Source organism: Streptomyces sp. NBC_01013 (genome assembly GCF_045162765.1).
In the GTDB taxonomy this organism is placed as follows: Bacteria; Actinomycetota; Actinomycetes; order Streptomycetales; family Streptomycetaceae; genus Streptomyces.
In genome coordinates this window covers 5060983-5084731 of record NZ_CP108687.1, presented here as the reverse complement: position 1 = coordinate 5084731, position 23749 = coordinate 5060983, and the positions used below count along the sequence as shown (strand labels likewise).

18 protein-coding genes are annotated in these 23749 nt (G+C 71.1%); 6 read left to right on the top strand and 12 right to left on the bottom strand.

The window, feature by feature from the left end:
• Positions 1-50: 50 nt before the first annotated feature.
• The 6 genes from OG538_RS22145 to OG538_RS22120 all read right to left on the bottom strand — a co-directional run bounded on the left by OG538_RS22145 (position 51) and on the right by OG538_RS22120 (position 10172).
• Complete coding sequence (locus OG538_RS22145) at positions 51-1373, bottom strand: MFS transporter (RefSeq protein ID WP_406096184.1); 1323 nt, start codon at positions 1371-1373, stop codon at positions 51-53.
• Complete coding sequence (locus OG538_RS22140; RefSeq protein WP_406096182.1) at positions 1370-1990, bottom strand: ArsR/SmtB family transcription factor; 621 nt, start codon at positions 1988-1990, stop codon at positions 1370-1372. Before OG538_RS22140 ends, OG538_RS22145 begins: the two co-directional genes overlap by 4 nt.
• A 71-nt stretch (positions 1991-2061) precedes the next feature.
• Positions 2062-5592, bottom strand: coding sequence for a transcription-repair coupling factor (gene mfd, locus OG538_RS22135; RefSeq protein ID WP_406096180.1), 3531 nt, complete (start codon positions 5590-5592; stop codon positions 2062-2064).
• A 245-nt stretch (positions 5593-5837) separates the two neighbouring features.
• The gene (locus tag OG538_RS22130) at positions 5838-8417 is read right to left on the bottom strand and encodes an ABC transporter permease (protein WP_406096178.1); all 2580 of its coding nucleotides are present in this window, start codon (positions 8415-8417) and stop codon (positions 5838-5840) included.
• Positions 8414-9202 (bottom strand): ABC transporter ATP-binding protein, encoded by a 789-nt coding sequence (locus tag OG538_RS22125; protein WP_148019058.1) that lies wholly within the window; start codon positions 9200-9202, stop codon positions 8414-8416. Before OG538_RS22125 ends, OG538_RS22130 begins: the two co-directional genes overlap by 4 nt.
• Before the next feature lie 346 nt (positions 9203-9548).
• Complete coding sequence (locus tag OG538_RS22120) at positions 9549-10172, bottom strand: TetR/AcrR family transcriptional regulator (protein ID WP_406096175.1); 624 nt, start codon at positions 10170-10172, stop codon at positions 9549-9551.
• A 74-nt stretch (positions 10173-10246) separates the two neighbouring features.
• Between OG538_RS22120 and OG538_RS22115 the strand changes: the two genes are divergently transcribed.
• Both OG538_RS22115 and OG538_RS22110 read left to right on the top strand, forming a co-directional pair.
• Positions 10247-10939 carry an NAD(P)-dependent oxidoreductase gene (locus tag OG538_RS22115; protein WP_406096173.1) on the top strand — a complete coding sequence of 231 codons (693 nt, stop codon included), beginning with the start codon at positions 10247-10249 and terminating at the stop codon, positions 10937-10939.
• Positions 10936-11340 carry a pyridoxamine 5'-phosphate oxidase family protein gene (locus tag OG538_RS22110; protein WP_406096172.1) on the top strand — a complete coding sequence of 135 codons (405 nt, stop codon included), beginning with the start codon at positions 10936-10938 and terminating at the stop codon, positions 11338-11340. Before OG538_RS22115 ends, OG538_RS22110 begins: the two co-directional genes overlap by 4 nt.
• A gap of 311 nt (positions 11341-11651) precedes the next feature.
• Here the strand turns inward: OG538_RS22110 and OG538_RS22105 are convergent, their stop codons facing one another.
• Positions 11652-12266: an XRE family transcriptional regulator gene (locus OG538_RS22105; RefSeq protein ID WP_406096170.1), complete on the bottom strand. Its 615-nt coding sequence runs from the start codon at positions 12264-12266 to the stop codon at positions 11652-11654.
• Positions 12267-12605: 339 nt separating this feature from the next.
• Between OG538_RS22105 and OG538_RS22100 the strand changes: the two genes are divergently transcribed.
• Complete coding sequence (locus tag OG538_RS22100) at positions 12606-14066, top strand: NCS2 family permease (RefSeq protein ID WP_406096168.1); 1461 nt, start codon at positions 12606-12608, stop codon at positions 14064-14066.
• A 106-nt stretch (positions 14067-14172) separates the two neighbouring features.
• Here the strand turns inward: OG538_RS22100 and OG538_RS22095 are convergent, their stop codons facing one another.
• Positions 14173-15630 carry an MFS transporter gene (locus OG538_RS22095; RefSeq protein WP_406096166.1) on the bottom strand — a complete coding sequence of 486 codons (1458 nt, stop codon included), beginning with the start codon at positions 15628-15630 and terminating at the stop codon, positions 14173-14175.
• Between the two features lie 172 nt (positions 15631-15802).
• Between OG538_RS22095 and OG538_RS22090 the strand changes: the two genes are divergently transcribed.
• The gene (locus OG538_RS22090) at positions 15803-16258 is read left to right on the top strand and encodes a MarR family winged helix-turn-helix transcriptional regulator (protein WP_406096164.1); all 456 of its coding nucleotides are present in this window, start codon (positions 15803-15805) and stop codon (positions 16256-16258) included.
• Positions 16259-16285: 27 nt separating this feature from the next.
• Here OG538_RS22090 and OG538_RS22085 read toward each other — a convergent pair whose 3' ends face one another.
• From OG538_RS22085 to OG538_RS22075, 3 genes are all read right to left on the bottom strand, one after another.
• Positions 16286-17179: a cellulose-binding protein gene (locus OG538_RS22085; RefSeq protein ID WP_406096162.1), complete on the bottom strand. Its 894-nt coding sequence runs from the start codon at positions 17177-17179 to the stop codon at positions 16286-16288.
• 192 nt (positions 17180-17371) lie between these two features.
• On the bottom strand, positions 17372-19810 hold the full coding sequence (locus tag OG538_RS22080; protein WP_406096160.1) for an SUKH-4 family immunity protein: 2439 nt from the start codon (positions 19808-19810) through the stop codon (positions 17372-17374).
• A gap of 5 nt (positions 19811-19815) precedes the next feature.
• Positions 19816-20793: an SMI1/KNR4 family protein gene (locus tag OG538_RS22075; protein ID WP_406096158.1), complete on the bottom strand. Its 978-nt coding sequence runs from the start codon at positions 20791-20793 to the stop codon at positions 19816-19818.
• 306 nt (positions 20794-21099) lie between these two features.
• Between OG538_RS22075 and OG538_RS22070 the strand changes: the two genes are divergently transcribed.
• A complete protein-coding gene (locus OG538_RS22070; RefSeq protein ID WP_406096156.1) occupies positions 21100-21633 on the top strand; it encodes a YwqJ-related putative deaminase in 534 nt (177 codons plus the stop codon).
• 10 nt (positions 21634-21643) lie between these two features.
• A complete protein-coding gene (locus OG538_RS22065; protein ID WP_406096154.1) occupies positions 21644-22174 on the top strand; it encodes an SUKH-3 domain-containing protein in 531 nt (176 codons plus the stop codon).
• Between the two features lie 121 nt (positions 22175-22295).
• On the opposite strand, the gene OG538_RS22060 is transcribed toward OG538_RS22065, so the two are convergent.
• A complete protein-coding gene (locus OG538_RS22060) occupies positions 22296-23597 on the bottom strand; it encodes a sensor histidine kinase (protein WP_406096152.1) in 1302 nt (433 codons plus the stop codon).
• Positions 23598-23749 lie beyond the last annotated feature (152 nt).

The following is a 23749-nucleotide window of genomic DNA, read 5'->3' as shown; positions in this document are numbered from 1 at the left end:
ACGCGGACCCCTCTCACCCACCGTTCGACCCGGCTCCCCCGGCTCCCAAGTCAGCGAGGCACCGGCCGATCGGCCTCGTCCGCGTCGACGGCCGGAGACGCCAGGGCCAGGGCGTGGATACGGGGTATCGGCGAGGGCAGCAGCCAGAGCACCGAAAGGGCCCCTCCGACGGCGGCCACGAGGAGCGTCGGCCTCAGGCCGACGAGCGTGGCGAGCACGCCGCCGACGACGGCGCCGACCGGCCGCACGCCGTAGTTGACCGTGCTGTACGCGCCCGCGACGCGACTGCGCATCCGGTCGGGGATCACCGCCGCCTGGAGCGAGTTGAGATTGACGTCGAACAGCATGACGCCGAATCCGGAGAAGAACTCCGCCGCGGCCAGCACCCCGGCACGGAGCCAGAGGGGACCGTCCGCGGCGGCAGCGATGGCGATCGGCGCGGGGAACAGCACGGCGCCCGCCATGACGCTGCGCCCCACACCGAGCCGCCGCGAGAGCGTCGGAGCGGTCACCGCGCCGAGCAGGGCGCCGGTCGCACCGAGCCCCATCGCGGCACCGATCACCCCTGCGGACAGCCCGAGGCTCCTGCTGGCGAAGAGCACGACCAGGCCGCTTCCCGCGACGAAGGTGAAGAAGTTGATGGTGGCCGCGCAGCCAAGGGTGGCCCGCAGCACGGGGTGGCGCACGACGAACGCGAGGCCCTCCCCGGCACGTCGCACCAGCGAAGGCGCGGCCGCGGCAGGGCCGTCCGCCGCAGTCGCCGCCGGCGCTTCGTCCACCCGAATCCGGCCGATGAGAAGCGCCGACGCCAGAAAGCTCAGGGCGTCCGCCACGATGGCGACCGGTGCGGTGAGCGCCTGGACCAGCACGCCGCCGATCGCGGGACCGGCCACCTGGGAGACCGAACGGCCGGCGCTGAGCTTGCTGTTCGCGTCGACGTAGGAAGCGCGGGGCACGAGGCGCACGAAGAACGGCGGGTAGGCGGTGTTGAACAGGACCCCGGCCGAGCCCGTCAGGATCGCCACGGCGTACAGGTGCGTGAGCGTCACCGCCCCGAACACGTAGGCCGCCGGCAGGCTCAGGAGCACCGCGGCGCGCAGCAGGTCGGCAAGGATCATCAGGCGGCGCTTGCGGGGCTGTTGATCGACCCAGGCCCCCAGAAGGATCGCGAGCAGGTTGGGGGTCCAGATGAGCGCCGTCAGCCATGCCACCTGGCCGGCCGAGGCGTTCAGCGCGCCGACGGCGATCAGCGGCAGGGCCAGCTCGGAGATCCGGTCGCCGACCTGTGAGGCCGATTGGCCGGCCCAGAAGCGGGAGAACCGCCGGTCCCGCCACAACGATATGGCGGGGGGTGAGTCCTGGCGGCCGTTCACGTCGTCCGCCCTGTCCGCTCCCCGCCCCGGTCCCCGTCGGCTTCCGGCAGGACGTAGCGCATCAGCGCGACGCTCCGGCTGTCGGCGGGCCGGTCGGCGGGGTCCCGGGTGACGTACGGCGCGAGAACGCGCTCGATCCCGTCCTCAATGGCGGCGAGCTCCTCGACGGTGACCACGACGCGGGTGTGGGCCAGCCCGGCGGCCCCGCGCCAGGCCGGGTCGAGCCCGGGCTCGACCTCGGCGGCCCAGCGGCCCGGAACATCGGCGTATCGCAGGAACATCTGGCGTGAGAGCTCCCGCGCGGCCGTCCGGCCCTCGTCGTCCGCCGGGTCCTGCGGCGTCTCGAACCGGAAGCCGCGCGCCACCGCCTCCCACCGCCGGCTGCGGCGATCCGGCCCGGGCTCGCTGTCACGGACCAGGCCGAAGCTCGCCAGATGGCGGAGATGCCAGCTGGTCACCGACGGGGTCGCCCCGACGTCCGGTGCGAGTTCGGTCGCGGTCGCCGGGCCGTCGCGGCGCAGGCGATCGAGGATCGCCAGCCGCACCGGATGCGCCAGCGCCCGCATCGCCTGCGGATCGGTGATCTCGACATCGCCCATGCGGTTACTGGAGTCCATAACGTGAGAGCATCCTCTCACAATTCGTGAGAGTCAACTCTCATAAAGACGGCGACGGCCCGGCCGTCCCGTCAGGACCCCAGGATCGTCGTGAGGAACTCCCCCGTCCACGCGAGCAGTTCACGCCCCACGACCGGCTTCCCGCCGATCTTGCCGCCGGTGGGGCGCGGCACCAGGATCTGGTGCAGGGCGGGCTTGATGATCGTCTTCGGGTACAGGCGCTTCAGGCGCAGTTCCTGCGACTCCCGAAGCTCCACCGGCGCGAAGCGGATGTTCGAGCCCTGGAGCACGATGTCGCCGACGCCGCAGGCGCGCGCCAGCATGCGCAGGCCCGCCACCAGGAGGAGGTTCTCGACCGGCTCCGGGAGCTTGCCGTAGCGGTCGGTGAGCTCCTCGCGCACCGCCCTGATGTCGTCCTCCGACGAGGCCGAGGCGATGGAGCGGTATGCCTGGAGGCGAAGCCGCTCGCCCGGGGCGTAGTCGTGCGGGACGTGCGCGTCGACGGGGAGCTCGATCTTGACCTCCAGCGGCGGCTCCTCCTCCACGCCGCCTTCGAGGGAGGCCCGGTAGTCCGCGACCGCCTCGCCGACCATGCGGACGTACAGGTCGAAGCCGACGCCCGCGATGTGGCCGGACTGTTCGCCGCCCAGGAGGTTTCCCGCGCCGCGGATTTCGAGGTCCTTCATCGCCACGTACATACCCGCGCCCATCTCGGTGTGCTGGGCGATCGTGGCGAGGCGTTCGTGGGCCGTCTCGGTGAGCGGCTTCTCCGGCGGGTAGAGGAAGTAGGCGTAGCCGCGGTCGCGGCCACGGCCGACCCGACCGCGCAGCTGATGGAGCTGGGAGAGGCCGAAGTTGTCGCCGCGCTCCACGATGAGGGTGTTGGCGTTGGAGATGTCGATGCCGGACTCGACGATCGTGGTGGATACCAGGACGTCGAACTTCTTCTCCCAGAAGTCCACCACCACCTGTTCCAGGGCCTGTTCCGACATCTGGCCGTGCGCGGTGGCGATCCGTGCCTCCGGCACGATCTCGCGCAGCCGGGCGGCGGCACGGTCGATCGACTCGACACGGTTGTGGATGTAGAACGCCTGCCCCTCGCGGAGCAGTTCACGGCGGATGGCCGCGCCGATCTGCTTCTCCTCGTACGGTCCGACGAACGTGAGGACCGGGTGGCGCTCCTCGGGCGGGGTGGTGATCGTCGACATCTCGCGGATGCCGGTGACCGCCATTTCGAGCGTACGGGGGATGGGGGTCGCGGACATGGTCAGGACGTCCACGTTGGCGCGGAGCTTCTTCAGCTGCTCCTTGTGCTCGACGCCGAAGCGCTGCTCCTCGTCGACGATGACCAGGCCGAGATCCTTGAACTTCGTCTCGGAGGAGAAGAGGCGGTGGGTGCCGATGACCAGGTCGACGGAGCCCTCACGGAGCCCTTCGAGCGTCGCCTTGGACTCGGATTCCGACTGGAAACGGCTCAGCGCCCGTACCTTGACGGGGAACTGGGAGTAGCGCTCGGTGAACGTACCGAAGTGCTGCTGGACGAGAAGCGTCGTCGGGACGAGGACGGCGACCTGCTTGCCGTCCTGGACCGCCTTGAAGGCCGCCCGCACCGCGATCTCCGTCTTGCCGTAGCCGACGTCACCGCAGATCAGCCGGTCCATGGGGACGGACTTCTCCATGTCCTCCTTGACCTCGGCGATGGTGGTGAGCTGGTCGGGCGTCTCCGCGTAGGGGAAGGCGTCCTCCAGTTCGCGCTGCCACGGGGTGTCCGGGCCGAAGACATGGCCGGGGGCCGCCATCCGCGCCGAGTAGAGCTTGATCAGGTCGGCGGCGATCTCCTTGACGGCCTTCTTGGCGCGCGCCTTCGTCTTGGTCCAGTCTGCGCCGCCCAGCCGGTGCAGGGTCGGGGCCTCGCCGCCGACGTACTTGGTGACCTGCTCCAGCTGGTCCGTCGGGATGTAGAGCCGGTCGCCGGGCTGGCCGCGCTTGGCCGGTGCGTACTCGACGAGCAGGTACTCGCGAGTGGCGCCCTGCACGGTGCGCTGCACCATCTCGATGTAGCGGCCGACACCGTGCTGCTCGTGGACGATGTAGTCGCCCGTCTCCAGCGTCAGCGGGTCGATGGTCTTGCGGCGGCGGGCCGGCATCCGGCCCAGGTCCTTGGTGGCGGTGCGCTGCCCCGTCAGGTCCGTCTCGGTGAGGACGGCGAGCCTGAGCTCGGGGTCGACGAAGCCGTGGTCGATGGCGCCGCAGGAGACGTGGACGAGTGAGGGGGTGACCTCCCCGAGGTCCGCGTCCAGGCGGGCCGCGATGCCCTCGCCGCCGAGCACCTCGACGGTACGGGAGGCGAGCCCCTGGCCCTCGGTGACGTACACCGTGCGCCAGCCGTCGGCCAGCCAGCCCTTGGTGTCGGCGAGCGCGCGGGCGGTGTCGCCGCGGTACGCCTCCGGGGCGTGCATCCGGAGCTTGAGGGTGTCCTCGTCCAGCTCGTCGTCCGCGGCGAACGGGGAGACGGACCACCACATCATGTTCAGCTCGCGGGCCCGGTCGCGGACGTCCGCGATGCCCCGCAGCGACGCCGCGCCGACGTCGATGGGGGCCTCGCCGCCGCCCGCGGTGGCCGCCCAGGACGCCTCCAGGAACTCCTGGCTGGTGGCGACCAGGTCCGCGGCCCGGGTACGGACCCGCTCGGGGTCGCACACGACGGCCATGGAGCCCTGGGGCAGCACGTCGATCAGCAGTTCCATGTCGTCGACGAGGACCGGGGCGAGGGACTCCATGCCCTCGACCGCGATGCCCTCGGCGATCTTGTTGAGCAGTTCGCCCAGCTCCGGGTGGGCCTCGGCGAGCGCGGCGGCCCGCTCGCGGACCTCGTCGGTCAGCAGCAGCTCGCGGCAGGGCGGCGCCCACAGCCCGTGCTCGGCGATCTCCAGCGACCGCTGGTCGGCGATCTTGAAGTAGCGGATCTCCTCGACGTCGTCGCCCCAGAACTCCACCCGCAGCGGGTGCTCCTCGGTCGGCGGGAAGACGTCCAGGATGCCGCCACGCACCGCGAACTCCCCGCGCTTCTCGACCAGTTCGACCCGGGAGTACGCGGCTGCCGCCAGCGCCTCGACCGTCTTGCCGAGGTCCGCGCTCTGCCCGATCCGCAGCGCCACGGGCTCCAGGTCACCGAGCCCCTTGACCTGTGGCTGGAGCACGGAACGGATCGGCGCGACGACCACGGAGACCGGCCCCGTCTCCGGGTCGTCCGCCCTCGGGTGCGCCAGGCGCCGCAGCACGGCCAGCCGGCGCCCCACGGTGTCGGAGCGCGGCGAGAGCCGCTCGTGCGGCAGCGTCTCCCAGGACGGGAACTCCGCGATCGTGTCCGGCGGCAGCAGGGTGCGCAGTGCGGCGGCCAGGTCCTCGGCCTCGCGCCCGGTCGCGGTGACGGCGAGCACGGTCCGCCCGGCGTCCCGGGCGAGCGCCGCCACGGCGAAGGGCCGCGCGGCGGACGGGCCCACCAGGTCGATGTGCATCCGGTGCCCGTCACCGGCGGCCTTCACCGCTTCGTCGAGCGCCGGATCACGTACGACGACATCCAGCAGACCGTGCAGGCTCATGAAGGGGCTTCCGTCCGGGTAACGAGGGCGAGGTCTGACAGCCGGCTGCTGCCAGGGGCAACACGAAGGGCCCGACACGTCTGACGGGCCGGGGTTCCCAGCGTACGACTCCGGGGTGACAGCCGCTCCCGCAACGGGGCTGAGCGTCGCCGCCCCCGAAGAGTCCTCACGTACGAAATCCGGCTCCGGGGCGTTTGGAGGAACGCCCCGGAGCCGGAACCGTCAGTCTATGCGGACCGCCCGCCTCACCCGTCCGTGGCGATGGCGTTCAGGACGTTCATCCGTCCTGCGCGGAACGCCGGGACCAGGGCCGCGAACAGTCCGACGAAGGCCGAGGCGACGAACACCGTGATGATGGTCGGCCACGGGATCTCCAGGACACCGAGGCCCTCCAGGGCCAGCAGCTTCTGGGCCGAGGTGCCCCAGCCCATGCCCAGGCCGAGGCCGAGCAGGGCCCCGAACAGGGCGATGACCACGGACTCCAGCCGGATCATCCGGCGCAGCTGGCGACGGGAGAGGCCGATGGCGCGCATCAGGCCGATCTCGCGGGTCCGCTCGACCACGGACAGGGCGAGGGTGTTCACGACCCCGAGCACCGCGACGATGATCGCCAGGGCGAGCAGGCCGTAGACGATGTTCAGGAGCTGACCGATCTGGTCCTTCAGGTCCTGCTTGAAGTCGGCCTGATTCTGCACCTTGTACGTCGGGTACTCGTGGAGCGAGCTCTTCAGGGCCGCGTAGGCCTCCTTCTCCTTGCCGTCCTGCGCCTTGGCGAACATGATCATGTTCTGGGGCATCTTGTCGGCCGGGACGTAGCGCTCGGCGGTCGTGGTGTTCATGTACATCGCGCCCTGGTCCACGGTCGTGTCGTCCGAGGTGATCGCGGCGACCTTCAGCTTCGCCGTGTCGCCCGCCTTGAACGCGACGGTGACCGTGTCACCGACCTTGATCCCGTGCTTGGTGGCGTACTCGTCCCCGACCGACATGGCGTTCTTGCCGTACGCCGCGGCCAGCTCACCGGCGACGGTCTCGCGCCGCAGGTCGCTCGGGTACGTCGGGTCGGCGGCGGTGACGTCCTCGTCCGTCGTCGAACCGTCGGGGTTGGTGAGCTTCGCGCCGAGAACCTTGTAGTTCGTGATGTGCTCGATGCCGGGAGCGGTCTTCAGCGCCTTCGCCGCCTGGGGCACGATCAGCTGACCGGGGCCGCCCTGCACGATGAAGTCCGCGCCCACCGACTTGTCCAGCTCGTCCGTGGCCGAGGCGACCATGGAGGAGCCCACCACCGACAGGCAGGCCACCAGGGCCAGGCCGATCATCAGGGCCGCACCGGTCGCACCGGTCCGGCGCGGGTTGCGCAGCGCGTTGCGCTCGGCCAGCCGGCCGACCGGGCCGAACAGCCGCAGGACGACGACGCTGAGCGCCCGTACGACGACCCCGGCGAGCAGCGGGCCGATGACGATGAAGCCGATGAGGGTGAGGACCACGCCCACGCCGAGGAACAGCGAGCCGTCGCTCGCCTTGTCCGCCTGCGTCGTCGCCCACAGGGCGGCGGCGCCGGCGCCGGTGAGGACCAGGCCGATGCCGGCCCGGATCCAGCCCGACTTGGCGTCCGCCGGCGTTCCGGCGTCGCGCAGGGCGGCCATCGGGGAGACCTTGCCGGCCCGGCGGGCCGGGATGTAGGCAGCCAGGACGGTCACGATGATGCCGAGTGCTAGGCCGATCGCCGGGGTCGTCCAGGCGACGGTGAGGTCACCGGTGGACAGCTCCATGCCGATAGCGCCCATGAGCTTCATCAGCCCGACGGCCAGGCCGACGCCGGCAGCGACGCCGAGGATCGATCCGACGATGCCCAGGAGCACCGCTTCGAGCAGCACGGACCGGTTGACCTGCTTGCGGCTGGAGCCGATGGCCCGCATCAGGCCGATCTCGCGGGTCCGCTGGGCGACCAGCATCGAGAAGGTGTTGACGATGAGGAAGATGCCGACGAGGAAGGCGATCCCGGCGAAGCCGAGCATCGCGTACTTCATGACGTCCAGGAACGACCCCATGGAGTCCTTGTTGGCCTCCGCGGCCTCCTTCTGGGTCTGCACCTTGTACGCGGTCGAGCCGGCCAGCGCCGCGGTGACGTTCTGCTTCAACTGCGTGTCGCTGAAGCCGGGTTCGGCGGTGATGGCGATCTGCGTGAAGACGCCGGGGCTGCCGAGCAGCTTCTGCTGGGAGGTGGCCGTGTCGAGGTAGACGATGGCCGCGCCCGGGTTGGTGACCTTGAAGGTGGCGATGCCGCTGATGCGCGCCCTGATGTCGCCGGTGACCGCGATGGTGCGCAGCTCGTCACCGATCTTCAGGTCGTGCTTGTCCGCGGTGTCGGCGTCCACCATGACCTCGGTCGGGCCGCGCGGGGCGTGGCCCGAGGTGATCTCCATGGAACGCAGGTCGTTGGAGGTCCAGTTGCCGGCGAGCGTCGGGGCGCCGGTGTCGGAGCCCATGTTCTTGTTGTGGCTGTCGACGACCGTGACCGCCGAGCTGGAGACGGCGCCCTCGGCCTTCTTCACCCCGTCGGCCTTCTCGACCTGCGCGATGACGGAGGCGGGCAGCGACTGGGGCTTGCCGTTCTCGGGGGTGTCGTCGACCTTCGCCGTCTTCGGGCTGACGGTGACGTCGGCCGATGTCGCGGCGAAGAGCTTGTCGAACGTGGTGTTCATCGTGTCGGTGAAGACGAGCGTGCCGCACACGAACGCCACCGACAACAGGACGGCGACGGCGGACAGGGCCATGCGTCCCTTGTGCGCGAAGAAGTTGCGCATCGAGGTCTTCCAGACGGTCATGACGTCCGCCCGCGCGCGTCGAAGTCCTTCATGCGGTCCAGCACCTGGTCGGCGGTCGGGTTGAGCATCTCGTCGACGATGCGCCCGTCCGCGAGGTACAGCACACGGTCGGCGTAGGAGGCGGCGACCGGGTCGTGGGTGACCATGACGATGGTCTGGCCCAGCTCGTCGACGGACTTGCGCAGGAAGTTCAGCACCTCGGCGCCGGCCCGCGAGTCCAGGTTCCCGGTCGGCTCGTCACCGAAGATGATCTCCGGCTGCGCGGCGAGCGCCCGCGCCACCGCGACGCGCTGCTGCTGACCCCCGGAGAGCTCGGTCGGCCGGTGCTTGAGCCGCTCGGCGAGACCGACGGTCTCGACGACCTGCCGCAGCCAGGCGGCGTCCGGCTTACGACCCGCGATGTCCATCGGCAGCGTGATGTTCTCCAGCGCGTTCAGCGTCGGCAGGAGGTTGAACGCCTGGAAGATGAAGCCGATGCGGTCGCGGCGCAGCTGGGTGAGCTTCTTGTCCTTGAGGCCGGTGATCTCGGTCTCGGCGAGGTGGATCTGCCCGGAGGTCACGGTGTCCAGACCGGCGAGGCAGTGCATCAGCGTGGACTTGCCGGAGCCGGACGGGCCCATGATGGCCGTGAACTGCCCACGGGCGATGTCGACGTCGACGTGGTCGAGCGCGACGACCCGGGTCTCACCGACGCCGTACGCCTTGACGACCTGCCGCGCTCGCGCAGCGACGGCCGTACGCCCTCCAGTGCCCCCGTGCCTGGGAATGGTTACAGCCGTTGTCACGGTATTTCTCCTATGTCGGTCGGCGACAGGTTGTCGCCGTTCTGCTGGGAAGTCTGGTCGTTGAAGGGGGTCCGGCGCGCTGGTGCCCAGCGCAGTCTTCGGGTGGGGTTTTCCCCACCCCGCCCCCTGCGGTCTGCCGCAATCTCGGTGCATGACCACGCTACGGAGCGAGCAGGGCCCGGCACGTCCTCCGGCGGGAGGAACGGCCCCTGGGCAGAAGTAAGGAGCTACCCCTAGGGGTCTGGTCCCGAGGGTGGACACGCATCTCAGGGGCTGCGCCCCCGGGTCCACACCACTGGGTGGAGCGGGCAGGGCCCAGCGGTACGGAGAAGCCCTGCTGGGGGCCCTAGCGCAGACGTCCCGCGCCGGGGGCCGGCGTGGTGCGCGGCCTCGGGGCCAGCGCCGCGCGCAGGGCGGGGGTGAGGACGGAGCGCGTTTCGGCCGGGGTGAGGGCGGCGGGGGTCGCGAGCGGATTGAGATAGCGGGTGTAGATGAGGCCGCCGAGGATCGTGACGACGGCGGTGGCGCGGGCGGTCGCGTCCCGGCCGCCGAGGAATTCCACAAGGCGGGCCAGCAGCTCACGTTCCAGGTACTCGCGGATCACCGCCGCGGCCTCGTCGCCCTGCACGGTCAGCCGGCGGAAGTCGGCGTCCTCCCACAGCTCCGTCACCGCGTCGATGAGCCGGCCGGGGAGCGTGGCCGGGTCGCCGCCCAGGACCTCGTCCACCGCCAGCGCGTTGGCGCACTGGAACTGCATGACGTCCGCGAACAGGCCCTTCTTCGAGCCGAAGTGGTACGCGATCAGCGCCGGGTCGACACCGGCGGCCCCGGCCACCGCGCGCAGGGTCGTGGCCCGGTAGCCGCGCTCCAGGAACAGCATCCGGGCCACCGGGACGATCGATTCCCGGGTCGGCGGATTCCCGCGGGGCCGACCTCGGGTGCGTGCGGGGGCGGGGTCGGCGTTATTCATCAGCGTTGAGCCTGCGTTTCGCGCTCGGCACAGTCAAGGGCGTTCCGGCCACCACACGAAGGGATGCCTCCCCCATGCGTATCGCAGTCTTCGGCGCCAACGGACCGACCGGCCGCCACCTCACCGAACAGGCACTCGCCGCCGGTCACGAGGTCGTCGCCGTGACCCGCCGCCCCGGCTCCCTGCCCGCACGCCCCGGCCTCACCGTGGCCGTCGCCGACGCCACCGACCCGGTGGCCGTCGACGCCGCGATCGGCGGCACGGACGCCGTCCTCTCGGCCCTGGGCGCCCGCTTCAGCAAACAGACCATCACCATGTACTCGGCAAGCGCCACCGCCATCACCGATGCCATGGGCCACCACGGCATCAAGCGGCTGCTCGCCATCAGTTCCAGTATCGCCGACCCCGGCTGGCGGCCCACCGGCGCGCACTTCTTCAACCATGTGCTCGACCCGCTGGTGAACCGTCGCCTCGGCCGCACCCTCCACGAGGACATGCGCCGCATGGAGGACGTGATCCGCGAGACCGGACTCGACTGGACCCTCGTGCGCCCCTCGGGCCTCTTCGAGCACCCCGTCGTCACGGACTACCGCACCGCGCCGAGCAGCGCCGACGGCGTCTTCACCGCACGTGCGGACCTCGCATCGAGCATGCTGCGCGAACTGGAGGAGCGTCGCTACGTCCGTACGGCCATGGGTGTCATCACCCCCGCGGTGAAGCCGAACATCGCCAAGCTGATCTGGAACGAGGGCGTGAAGAAGAAGTGAGTCCGGTAGTCGAGCAACTCTCGCCCGTGGCACTGCACTTCCTCGCCCTCTCGGGTACGGCCACCTTCACCACACTGCGCCCCGACGGCACCCCGCACGTCGCGCCCGTGCGCTTCACCTTCGACGCGTCCGCCGGTCTGGCCCGAGTGACCACCAGGGCAGGGTCGCGCAAGGCCCGCAACGTGTCGGAGGGCGGCCCGGCGGCTCGTGTCGCGCTCTGTCAGGCGGACGGCTTCCGCTGGATCACCCTCGAAGGGCGGGCGGCGGTCGACGACGACCACGTACGCCTGGCCGAGGCGGTCGGCCGCTACACCGCCCGCTACGGGGCGGCCCCGCCCGCCCCGCCGGACCTGGTGGTCATCGAGGTCACCGTCGACCGCGTACTGAGCCTCGGCCTCTGAGGCGTACGGACCCGCTCGCCGCCCCTGCCGGGCGCGAGCGTCATCGAGCCGCGCCGGATCCGCCCCCGTCCAGCTCGTTCTTTGCGGCCCCGGCCGGGTTCTGGGTCGATGCCGGCCGACCGGCTCCCGGCACCGGGACGACCACCGGGGGCCGGGCCAACAGCCGAGCCAGGGAGGCTTGTTGCCGGCCGACATCGAGGACCGCAGCCTCGGACAGCCGGACCGGGAGCGATGACGGTTGCCCCCCCCCAGCGGCCGGCCGCTCGCAGTCAGGGCCGGAAGCGGTGCCCGCTGCTCCGGCCCCCGCCCGGCTACTCCGGCAGCCTGGCCCAGAAGCGGTCGACGATCCCCTCGACGTAGCGCCGCCCGTCCTCGCCGGAAGCGGTGCTGCCGCTGGCCCGGCTGAGGGTGGCCGCCATGAGGGCCTGGTACTCGTTGTACATGGAGTCCAGCGGCTCCTGCAGCTGTTTGCGGTCCACGGAGATGAGCTTGGAGATGGCTCGAACATGCGCCTGCCACCGGGTGCTGACGGCCTCCGTGAGCAGGCGGGCGAGTTCGTCCTCGAGCCCGGTGATGGCGATGTGGTCGCGCGGCGGGAGGCGGAGCAGGGCGCCGAGTTTCGCGGACTGCCTCTTGTCACCGGCCCACCGGCCGGTCTCCTCCATGCGGAGGTAGGCGTCCAGGGGCAGGCCCGTGCCGTACGCGACATCCTCGGCCGACATACCGCACGCGATGCGGTGCTCGCGCAGGGTCCGGGGGTGCCCCATGATCTCGCTCGGATGACACCACAACACCCCTGAAAGAGCGGCGAGTTCCTTCGAGTCGGGCGCGGCGGCGCCGCGTTCCCACGCCGCGATGTGGTCCGGGGTGATGTGAGCCATCCCGAAGGAGGCCCTCATCCCGTACGCGACGTGACCGTGGGCCATCCCGAGCTTTTCACGCAGGGCTCGGGCAGCACGCGCATTGAAGGGGGGTGGAGGGTGCACGCACAGAACGTATGGGCATCGTCACCGGAAAATCCATGGCCGCTGTCGCCTGAATCACGGTTTGCCGCAATAGATCACCGGCGATTTAGTAGGAAGCGACAGACGGTTTCGAGTCATCAACAACGGTATCCAGTAAGCCCCTTGAGGGCAGGGCCATGACACGTATGATCCGCTCGCAAGGCGCCGCATGTGTGTTCGCACGACTGCCTGTCACCGATCCCGGGCAGCGGCTGCGCCTCCCCTTCCCCCTTGTCCGTCGCAGGCCCAGGAGACGTTCTCATGCACCCCAGCAAGACCAGCCCGGCCGACATACGGCCGACCGGATCCGATGGCGGAGCCGGTCATGGCGCCCTCGACCGGTTCTTCCGCATCACCGAACGCGGATCGACCTACGGCCGGGAAGTGCGCGGTGGCTTCGCGACCTTCTTCACCATGGCGTACATCCTCGTGCTCAACCCGATCATCCTCGGCAGCGCGAAGGACAAGTTCGGCGATCAGCTGGACACCGTTCAGCTGGTGACCGCCACCGCCCTGGTGGCCGCGGTGATGACCCTGATCATGGGCGTGGGCGGCAACCTGCCGCTCGCCCTGGCCGCGGGCCTGGGCATCAACGCCGTCGTCGCGTACCAGGTCGCCCCCCTCATGGCCTGGGACGACGCGATGGGCCTCATCGTGTTCGAGGGCCTGCTGATCTGCGCACTCGTGGCAACGGGCCTGCGCGAAGCGATCATGCACGCCATCCCGCAAGCGCTCAAGCAAGCCATCAGTGTCGGCATCGGCCTGTTCATCGCCTTCATCGGCTTCGTCGACGCCGGGTTCGTCACGCGCGTACCGGACGCAGCGAACTCCACCGTGCCCGTCCAGCTCGGCAGCGGCACCCTCAGCGGCTGGCCCATGCTCGTCTTCTGCCTCGGCGTGATCCTGACGATCGTGCTCCTCGCCCGCAAGGTCAAGGGCGCCATCCTCATCAGCATCGTCGTGATGACCGTGGTCTCCCTCGTCATCAACTCCGCGGCCGACGTGAAGTCCTGGGGTCTGACCGTCCCCGCCATGCCCGACAAGCCCGTCGCCGCCCCCGACTTCGGGCTGCTCGGCAAGTTCGACCTGTTCGGCTCGTTCGGCCAGATCAGCGTCCTGACCGTCATCCTGCTCATCTTCACCCTCATCCTGTCGGACTTCTTCGACACGATGGGTACCGTCGTCGGCGTCACCGCCGAAGCAGGCCTCCTCGACGAACGGGGCCAGGTCCCGGGCCTGGGCCGGGTCCTGCTCATCGACGGCGCGGCCGCGGTGGCCGGCGGTGCCGCCTCCTCGTCCTCCGCCACCACGTACGTCGAGTCCGCCGCGGGTGTCGGTGAAGGCGCCCGCACGGGTTTCGCCAACCTGATCACGGGCGGCATGTTCGCCTTGGCGCTCTTCTTCGCCCCCGTCCTGACGATCGTGCCCATGCAGGCCGCGTCGCCCGCGCTGGTCGCGGTCGGATTCCTGATGATGACCCAGGTCAAGCACATCGACTGGGACCGCTACGACCTCGCCATTCCGGCGTTCCTCACCATCACCGTCATGCCGTTCACCTACTCCATCACCAACGGCATCGGCGCCGGTTTCGTCACTTACGTCATCATCAAGGCATGCCTGGGCAAGGCGCGTGAAGTCCACTGGCTGCTCTGGATCACCGCGGCGCTCTTCCTCGTCTACTTCGCGATCGATCCGCTGGAACAACTCCTCGACATCAAGTAGCGCACCGAGCGCCGCCGAGGCGGCCACGACGCCGAACTGCCCGGCTCCGGACCCCTCGTCGGGGGACGGAGCCGGGCAGTTCGGTTCCGGCGGGCCGTGGGCCGGATCAGCCCTTGGCCGCGGCCACCTCCGGCGAGGCGGCCCCGTCCGCCTTCTCGCCGGCCGCGGCCGGCCCACGGACGGCCGGGATGAACGTCGAGATCACCAGGGCGACGAGGGCGACCCCGCAGCCGAACATCAGACCGGTGCGGAACCCGGCCTCGGAGGTGAAGCTGTAGCCGGCCGTCTCCGTGGTCATCTGCGCGAGGACCGCACCGATGACAGCGGCGCCGATCGACGTGCCGAGCGCACGCATGAGGGTGTTGAACCCGTTGGCGGCGGCCGTCTCGGACACCGGCACCGAGCTCATGATCAGGGCGGGCATGGCCCCGTAGGCAAGGCCCACACCGCTGCTGCTGACCATGAGGAACAGCATCAGGCCCCAGGCGGAGCCCATCAGGAGCATCCCGATCCCGTAGGCCGCGGCGATGACCAGCACGCCGGAGATCAGGGTGAACTTCGGGCCGCGGGCGTCGGTGAGCTTTCCGCCGAACGGGGAGACGATCATCATCATGATGCCGCCGGGCGCCATCCACAGACCTGCCTGCAGCATCGACTGCCCCAGGCCGTAACCGGTGGCCTCGGGGAACTGCAGCAGCTGGGGCGCGATCAGCATGCCGGCGTACATGCCGAAGCCGACGAAGAGCGACGCGAGGTTGGTGATCAGCACGCGGGGGCGGGCCGTGGTGCGCAGGTCGACCAGCGGGTCCGTGGTGCGCAGCTCCCAGAAGCCCCAGGCCACGAGCACCACGACGGAGGCGACGAACAGCCCGATCGTCGTCGCGGAGGTCCAGCCCCACTCGGCGCCCTTGGAGACGGCGAGCAGCAGGCAGACCAGACCGACGGCCAGGCCGACGGCGCCGGGAACGTCGAAGCGCTGCCCCTTGGCGGCAGCCGGCACGTCCGGGATCAGGAACCAGATCAGTGCGGAGATGGTCAGGGCCAGCACCGCGGAACCCCAGAACAGCACCCGCCAGTTCGCGTACTGGGCGACCGCCGAGGCGATCGGCAGGCCGAGAGCGCCACCGATACCGAGGGAGGCGCTGACGAGCGCGATGGAGGAGCTCAGCTTCTCCCGCGGCACCACGTCACGCAGCAGCGCGATGCCGAGCGGCACCATGCCCATGCCCATGCCCTGCAGACCACGTCCGACGATCATCGGGACGACGGTGGCCGAGAGGGCGCACACCACCGAGCCGGCGAACAGCGGCACCGAGCACACGAGCAGCATCCGGCGCTTGCCCAGCAGGTCGCCCAGCCGTCCCGAGACCGGCACGCACACCGCGGAGACCAGCAGGGTGACGGTGATCACCCAGGCGGCGTTGGAGGAGGTCGTGTCGAGGAGCTTCGGCAGTTCGGCGATGAGCGGCGTGACCAGGGTCTGCATGACCGCCGCCACAGTGCCGGCGAAGGCCAGCGTGGCGATCACACCGCCTGATCCGGCTGTCGGCTGGGGGGCATCCATGAGGAGGAACTCCTTGGGGTCGTGGTCCCGTCTGCCGGGACAGCGACGTGCATCGTACATGCCTATTGCGTCATACACTTCATGTGTCCAGTACACACTCCGTGAGAGCATGGGCCGCCGCTCAGAATCCGACGTACGACCGACCCCGGCGCAGAAGCAGGAGGCCGCAGACATGCCCAGGCCCACAGAAGAAGTGGAGTACGAGCAGATGCTGCTGGGACGCCACGGCCTCGCCGACCACCGGGGCGGGCGCCACAAGAACGCCCTCCTGGACCGGAGCGCGTACACCCTGCTCAGCCGCCTCCGCGTCCAGGGCCCCATGTCCAACGGCGAGCTGAGCGACGCCTTCGGCCTCGACACCTCCACCCTCAACCGTCAGACCGCCGCCGTGACCCGCGCCGGACTCGCCGAACGCATCGCCGACCCCGACGGCGGCATGGCCCGCAAATTCCGCATCACCGAGCGGGGCGCCGAACTCCTCGACGCGGAACGCGAACGCGTCGTCCGGTCCCTGGACCAGGTCATGAACGACTGGCCCGACGACGACATCGCCGCCTTCGCCGGCTACCTCAAGCGCTTCAACAGCAGCATCGAGCGACTCTCCAAGCGCCCCTGGCCCCGCCCCTGACCCGCAGGTCCGGTAGGCCCGAGGCCCTCAGTCCTCCCCCGGAGCCACCCGCCCGGTCAGCGCCGCCAGCGAACTGCGCACATGCGCCATGTGCGCCTGCACGTCCTCCCGGCCCTCCTCGTGCTCGCGCAGGATCCGCTCGGTCTCCCGCACCACCCGCTCCTCGCGCACCCGAGCCGCAGCGATCAGTTCGGCCCCCTGCGCCTCCGCGTCCTCCTGGCCGTGCCGCGCGGCCTCCTCGACCTCGGCCAACGCGCGCCGCGCAGCCGCGAGACCGGCCTCCGCCCGCTCCGTCAGTGCCGTGTGCTCCGCCGACTGCGCCGCCTCGGCATCCGCCAGCTCCTGCCCGGCGGCCTTCCAGCGCTCACCGTGCTCCTGCTCCTGATGCGCCAGCACACTCGCCGTGCGGCTCCGGGTCGCCTCCATGGCGGCTTCCGCCTCCTCGCGCACCTGCGCCGCCTCCGACCGGGCCGCGGACAGCTCCTCGCCGGCCGCATCCTCGGCGGCGGCCACCACCTGCTCCGCGCGACTCGTCGCCGCCGCCCGCATCGCCTCCGCGTCAGCCCTCGCCGACTCGCGCAGGGCCCGCGCCGCCACATCCGCCTCGTGCCGCAGCGCCTGCGACTCCTCCACGGCGACGGCCCGGACCGACTCCGCCTCGCCTTCCGCCAGCGCCAGAATCTGCTGCGCCCGCTCCCCCAACGACGCGTAGTCCTGCGGTGCCAGCGCGGCGACGACCTCGTCCAGCCGAGCCGACTCCGCCACCAGCGCCTCCGCCAGCGCCGTCAGCCGCGCCACCCGCTCCTGCGCCCCGTCCCGCTCCGCCGACAGCGCGGCCACCATCCGGTCCACCTGCTCAGGACGGTAACCACGACCGCGTACGGCGACGAAGCCATGCGCGGACACCGGTGCAGAACTCATCCTTGACGCCTCTTTCCGTCTCTCCGACCACCGAGCAATACGTCAAGGATGCGGCAATTGGTCAAGAAGTCGGAATCGATTCGATGCTTTCCGGACGGAAGCGACAGGCATCACAGCCCACACAAGAGGTGTGGCGCCCCTCCCCCGAAGGGAAGGAGCGCCACACCCCGTACGACATCGATGAGCGGCCCGTCAGATCAGTCCGTCCCACATCTGCTCCAGCAGCACCGACCACCAGCTCTCCGGCGACGCCAGAGCCGCCGGATCGACCGCCACCAGCTGCGCCTGGAAATCGACCGTCCAACGCCCTGCCTGCTCAGGATTCAACCCGAACCGCAGCCGCCACATCCGGCCCAGCAACGCCATCGAACGCGCGAACTCCGGCAGCCCCGTGTTCACGAACTGCGGCGCCGCCGACTGCCCGCCCGGGCCCGCCTCCACCGGCACGGCCACGATGTTCGCCGTCCCGTACTGGACACAGATCGCCCGGCCGAAGTCGGACCCCATCACCAGATACGACCCCGCGTCAGGAGCCGCCTGAACCTGCCGCTGCGCCGCCAGCTCCGCCAGCGTGGGCACCACCGGCTGACCCGGCTGCGCCCAGAAGAACGGGCCGAAGTCGGCGGGCAGCCCCGCCCACACCAGCGTCCGCGCCACGATCTCCGGTACGCCCTGCCGGGACACCGCGCGCTGATCGAAGCGCAGCACCCCCTGCGGACCGAACGACTGCAGCATCTCCTCCGCGATCGCCTCCGGCGGCACCTGCATCGCCGGCGGCACCTGCGGCAACGGAGCCCGCACCGGCGCCGGACGCGCCGGACCGTCCGCGACCTGATGCAGCTCACCCTGGTGGGTGAGCAGATGCTGCATGCCCTGCTGCCGGCTCGCGTGGTCCGTTCCGTACGGAGCGACGCTCGTGATCCGCACCTGCGGCCACGTCTCGCGAATCATCCGGGCACAGTAACCACCCGGCAGCTCACACGACTCCAGCTCCGTGTGCAGCTCGATGACCTGCTGCGGCGGCACGTTCATCGCCCGCAGCTCGTGCAGCATCTGCCACTCGGGATGCGGAGTGCCCGGCGCCGAACGTCGGATCAGCTGCTGCTCACTGCCGTCCGGCGCGCGAAAGCGCAGGACGGCCTGATAGCCGGGTCCCACGGTCGGCTGCCCCACCGGCGCCTGCGGATACCCGTACGCGGGCGGCGGAGTGTGACCCGGCGGTGGTACGGGCCCGGGGGCCCCGCCGAACGACGCGCCCGCGCCCATCGGCGCACCCGGCGGACCCGGCGGACCGGGCGGACCCGGCGGCTTGGGGCCCGATGGCCCGACCGGACCCGGAGCCGCGAGCATCGTCGCCGCATGGTGCACGTTGCCGCCACCGGGCGGCGGCGTGGAACCGGGTGGCGCAGGCGGCTGCGGCGCGCCCGGAGCCCCGGGCGGACCCGGCGGACGCGGAGCCGACGGCCCCACCTGACCGGGCTCGGCGAACATCGTCGCCGCATGGTGCACGTTGCCCCCACCGGGCGGCGGCGTGGAACCGGGCGGCGCCGGGGGCTGCGGAGCCCCGGGCGGACCCAGCTGCGACACGAGCTGCGTCGGCACGTACCCACCCGCCGGGGCACCCGGCGCACCCGGCCCCGAAGGCGGCGGCAGAGGCACGCCCGGCCGGGCGCCAGGAGTACCCGGGGCACCCGGCGGCGGCGGAGTCGTCGAACCACCACCACGCGCACCGCGCGGCGGCACGACGGCCTTGCTGGTCGCCTCGTCCGAGATGTCACCGGCACTGGGCCTCGGGCCCGGACCCGCCGGACGGCCCGGGACGGGAGCCGGAATCGGCGGAGCACCGGGGCCGCCGTGGACCGGCGCGGGCGGGGCCGCGGGACCGCCCTGCGGAGGCAGGCCGGGAGCGATCGACGTCTGCGGCAGCTGACTACCGCCCGACATCAGCGCCGTCGGGGCGTCGGCCGACACCACCCGGGGCGGCGCGCCCTCGTCGTCCGCACCCGAGAGCGGCGGTGCGAACACCGTGGCCGGCAAGGCCACTTCACCCTCGTCGGAGCCCGCGTTCGTGTCGGTACCCGCCCACGGAGTGGCCCCGACAGGCGGCTGCGGCGCCGAAGGCTGCGCACCGGCCGTCGGCTCGTACGGAACCGGCCCGCCCTGCGCAGAAGAAGGGGACGGGGAGGGAGAAGGGGACGGAACTGCCGGAGCAGGAGCCGGCGGAGGGGTCTGCCCCGCCCCTTCCGCCCGCCGGTCCGGAATCCCCAGCTTGTCCGCCGCTTCCTGGAGCCACTCCGGGGGGCTCAACAGGAACGACGTCTGATTCAGATCGATACGCTGCGGCGGCTCCGGCGCCGACGGAGCGCCGGTCAAGGACCCGTACTCCTCCTCGTACCGCCGGATCACCTCACCCACCGGCAGCCCCGGCCACAGCGTCGCCTCGCCACTGTCCCGGGCGATCACCAACCGCTGCCGTCCACCGTCCGACACCGGGCCTTCGGCACGGTCCTCGGCCCACACCACGAAACCCAGTTCGAACTCACGGACCCGCACCTCCCGGTGCTGATACGCCGGGACGTCACCGTTGACCCACTCGTCCGCGCGCTCCTGCGCCTGCGCAAAGGTCACCATCGCGCTCACCCCTCCACCGGGACGGCACGCGCGAAGCCGCCGTCCACCATCAGGTTCGCCACCGTCTCCAGCTCCGGCGGATTGCCGGCCAGCCGCTGAAGGAACGCGTCGAAATCAGCGCCGCAGGGCAACAGCAGCCGGTCCACCCGCTCCTGCACGCTCCAGCCGTCCTGATCACGCGCGTCGTCGTACGCACAGAACCAGACCGAACCGATGCCGTCCCCGCGGACCTTCACCGCGAGGATGCCGCCCTGGACGAAAGCGACCCCCAGGTAGTCCTTGGTCAGGTGGTCCCGCAGGCACTTGTTCACGTACACCAGGTCGTTCACGCCGGCTTCCTCGCGCACCGTGAAGAACGGCTGGTCCACCAGAAGACCGAGCTCCGCGTCGAGCGCCGCACCCAGCGGGGCCGAGCCACCGGCCGCCTTCAGGAACGAGCGATACGCACCCGGCAACCGGTAGCCCAGATCCTCCTCGACGCCCTGGATCTGCTGCTCGCTCACGGCCACGGCGCCCTTGGGCAGCCGGAAGTGCGCGGGCCGGGTCTCCTGCAGCGGACGCGTGCCCCGCTTGTTCTGATCCACCGCGGTGGTCGCCAGACCACCGTGATGCCGCAGCAACGCCTTCACCTCGACCGGGACCAGCTCCATCCGCCGGCCACCGGGCACGTGGTGCCAGGTCCAGCCGTGCGGAGTGGCCACCGCGGGAATCGTGCCCCACAGCTCATGCCCGCTCGCCGCCAGCGCCGCATTCGCCGACACGTAGTCGGTGAGCCGCAGCTCGTCCACACCGAACCCCTGCGGAGGCTCGGCGATCTCCGCGGCGGCACGCGCGTACGGCGCGAAGTCCGGACAGCCGTTCCCGTCCATACGCACACCCCTGGGGTGGCGGGACGCCCGGACCGGATCCGGGAAGTGCACGAGCTGACCGGCGTAGGCCGCGTTCGGTGGCGCGGCTTGCTGCCCGAGCCGACCTGTCGTCATGGCGGTTGCCCCCTGCTGCGTCTGGCTGATGAGGACCGACCTGCCCACGGGGGCGGTCCAGGCACAGCCTATGCGGTGAGCCCGCAACAGACCCCGCCCCTCCGCCCCCCCGACCACATCCGTCACCAACCGTCACAACAGGGTGACGGACGAGCGACGAACAGGACACTGAAGCGCGACACGCAGACACCTTTCACCGACCCAGCTTTCACAGGACCCGACACATTTGGCAGGCTGTCACCCGCATACATGGGGGGCGTGCACATTCGGCAGCAGCCGCTGCGGGCACGGGAGGGACACAGCACCATGCACACCGCACACTCTGCACAGACCGTTACGACCGGGGACCCCCGACTCAGCTGGAGCAGCAGCGAGAACGGCCACACCCCCCGTCTGACCCACCGCCGCGACGGCATCCTGCCCGCGGTGGCCGCAGCCCTGTCCGTACGCGGCGAGACACTCACCTGCACCGCGGGCAAGGGCGACCAGCCGCCCGTACTCCACCACCTCGTCCAGGACTTCCTCGACGCCCTCCCCACCGGACAGCGCGAGCGCTTCACCGGCCGCTGCCCCGAAGCCATACTGCTGTCCCGGCACCTCGCCGCCGCGGAATCGGGCCGCTCCAAACGAGCCCAGCGCAAGCCCCTCACCAACGGCGAAGCCCGCCGCGCGCTCAAACACGCCCGTCTCACCGCACGCCGCATCCGCGAGGACGGCGACCCCCTCCACGGCAGCTACGCGGCACCCTGCCGCTCCTGCTCCGTGATGCTCGCCCACTTCGGCGTGCGTCCCGTCGACCTCACCACGACCGGAGCGGCCACCGCCGCCGAGAAGGGCTGACCGCGCCCCCATGCACGACCGAACCGAACTGCCCGAGCAGGCCGGCCCGGCGAACCGGGACCACAGCTCCACCCGCTTCCCCGTCGCCGTCGACGCCGCCCTGCGCGCCGCCGGCTGGCAGCCCGGCCGCTGGGACATCCGCCAGGCCGAGGAATGGGCCGACGCCCTGCGCTCGCACGCCTCCCCCGCCGGGCACCAGCACGCCGTCTTCCCCGCCGCCGTGGAGGCCTGGGCCGAATTCGGCGGACTGCACATCACCGCCACGGCACCCGGGCGGCAGATCACCCCGCCCGCGGTGCGGATCGACCCGCTCATAGGGCTCCACCTGGCACGGACCCTGGGAGACCTCGGACGCGCCCTGGAGACCGAAGTCGCGCCCCTGGGCGGGGAGGGGGACGACCAGGCCGTCCTCGCCATCGACATCGAGGGCCGGGTCTACAGCATCGACCACACCGGCGACTGGTACCTCGGACCCGACATCGACAGCGCGCTCTCCACACTCGTGACGGGCATCCAGCCGGAACGCCTGGTCTCGGGCTGAGCGCGCGGCGCTTCTACGCCCTTGCGCCGCGACGACGTCCGCGCCCCGGCGCCGCGCAGACGTCCGCGCCCCGGCGCCGCGCAGACGTCCGCGCCTCCCCGCCACCCCGGCGTCCGTGCGGCTACACCACGTCGACGTCCGGCAGGACCGCCGACACCCGGAAGCCGCCCGCATCCGTCGGACCGGACACGAACACGCCCCCCAGCCCGAGCACCCGCTCCCGCATGCCGACCAGCCCATTGCCCCCGCTGGGCAGCCCGGCGTCCGCCGTCGCCGCGTCCGACGGGCCGTTCTCGACCTGCATGGCGACCTCGGCACCCCGGTGCGCGAGGCGCACCCATGTCCTCGCTCCCGCCGCGTGCTTGTGCACGTTCGTCAGGGCCTCCTGCACCACCCGGTACGCCGTCTGCTCGACCTCCGGCGCGTACGAACGCGCCTCGCCCTCCACCGACAGCTCCACCGTCATCCCGGCCGCCCGCGACTCGCCCACGAGCGTCTCCATCTCGTCGAGCCGCGGCCCGTCCTCCGGCGCCACCGGCACCGCGCGTCCCACGGAAGCCAGTGGCACCTTCGTCACCCGCGCCATCATCGGCTCCCCGGTACGCAGCACGCCGAGCATCTCGCGCAGCTCCGTCAACGCCTGGCGCCCCATGTCACCCACCAGCGCCGCGTTCCGCACCGCCTTCGCCGGGTCCTTCGGCGCCACCGCCTGCAGAGCAGCCGCATGAACCACCATCAGGCTCACCCGGTGCGCCACCACGTCATGCATCTCCCGGGCGATCCGGTTCCGCTCCTCCGTACGCGCCCACTCCGCCCGCTCCTCGGCCCGGTCAGCGAGCAACGACAGCTCCCGCTCCAGCGAATCCGCCCGTTCCCGCAAGCTCTCCATCAACCGGCGCCGCGCCCCTATGTAGAGGCCGAACAGCACCGGCGGCGCGGTCAGGCCCAACGCCATGAAGAGGGACAGCATCGGCACGTACCAGTCGCCGGGTCCGAAGTCCGCGTCGGCGTCGACGCCCTGCCGCAGCCGCACGTACGTGACGATGAACGTCCCCACCAACGACATGCTCATGAGCACCGCGGTGATCCGCCGCGGCACCTCGGACGCGGCCAGCGTGTACAGGCCGACCAGGCCCATCAGGAAGCCCATCTCGGCCGGCGTGGTCGCGATCGACACCAGCACCACGGCGATCGGCCACTTCCGGCGCACCAACAGCACGGACCCGGCGAAGAGCCCGAACAGCACCCCGAGCGGCACCGGCAGCCCGGTGTTCCCCGCGAACACCACCCCTTCCAATCCGCACTCCAGCGCCGAAGCCAGCGCCAGCCCCACATCCAGTGCGACACTCCGTCGCCGTTCCCACCACCAGTAGCTGCGGGTGGTCGATCCCGCCGCTTCCCGGTCTGCCCCCGTTGCGGTCATGGCATCCAGCGTACGGGCGGCCGCACCTCATTTTCGGGTGACCTGTGCGGCACGTCGTGCCGTCGAACGGATTCGAATGAGTGGAGGTCCGCGTGAACGAAAGCGCGGACCTGTACCGTCGCGTCGAGGGCCGGTGGTACGGCATAGTGTTG

Excerpts from the sequence above, each read along its gene's own strand:
- OG538_RS22120 (WP_406096175.1), bottom strand. The coding sequence starts at position 10,172 with ATGAATAACGCCGACCCCGCCCCCGCACGCACCCGAGGTCGGCCCCGC.
- OG538_RS22065 (WP_406096154.1), top strand. The coding sequence starts at position 21,644 with ATGCACGACCGAACCGAACTGCCCGAGCAGGCCGGCCCGGCGAACCGG.
- OG538_RS22115 (WP_406096173.1), top strand. The coding sequence starts at position 10,247 with ATGCGTATCGCAGTCTTCGGCGCCAACGGACCGACCGGCCGCCACCTC.
- OG538_RS22130 (WP_406096178.1), bottom strand. The coding sequence starts at position 8,417 with ATGACCGTCTGGAAGACCTCGATGCGCAACTTCTTCGCGCACAAGGGA.
- OG538_RS22140 (WP_406096182.1), bottom strand. The coding sequence starts at position 1,990 with ATGGACTCCAGTAACCGCATGGGCGATGTCGAGATCACCGATCCGCAG.
- OG538_RS22060 (WP_406096152.1), bottom strand. The coding sequence starts at position 23,597 with ATGACCGCAACGGGGGCAGACCGGGAAGCGGCGGGATCGACCACCCGC.
- OG538_RS22105 (WP_406096170.1), bottom strand. The coding sequence starts at position 12,266 with ATGGCCCACGGTCACGTCGCGTACGGGATGAGGGCCTCCTTCGGGATG.
- OG538_RS22090 (WP_406096164.1), top strand. The coding sequence starts at position 15,803 with ATGCCCAGGCCCACAGAAGAAGTGGAGTACGAGCAGATGCTGCTGGGA.
- OG538_RS22100 (WP_406096168.1), top strand. The coding sequence starts at position 12,606 with ATGCACCCCAGCAAGACCAGCCCGGCCGACATACGGCCGACCGGATCC.
- OG538_RS22095 (WP_406096166.1), bottom strand. The coding sequence starts at position 15,630 with ATGGATGCCCCCCAGCCGACAGCCGGATCAGGCGGTGTGATCGCCACG.
- OG538_RS22080 (WP_406096160.1), bottom strand. The coding sequence starts at position 19,810 with ATGGTGACCTTTGCGCAGGCGCAGGAGCGCGCGGACGAGTGGGTCAAC.
- mfd (WP_406096180.1), bottom strand. The coding sequence starts at position 5,592 with ATGAGCCTGCACGGTCTGCTGGATGTCGTCGTACGTGATCCGGCGCTC.
- OG538_RS22070 (WP_406096156.1), top strand. The coding sequence starts at position 21,100 with ATGCACACCGCACACTCTGCACAGACCGTTACGACCGGGGACCCCCGA.
- OG538_RS22075 (WP_406096158.1), bottom strand. The coding sequence starts at position 20,793 with ATGACGACAGGTCGGCTCGGGCAGCAAGCCGCGCCACCGAACGCGGCC.
- OG538_RS22085 (WP_406096162.1), bottom strand. The coding sequence starts at position 17,179 with ATGAGTTCTGCACCGGTGTCCGCGCATGGCTTCGTCGCCGTACGCGGT.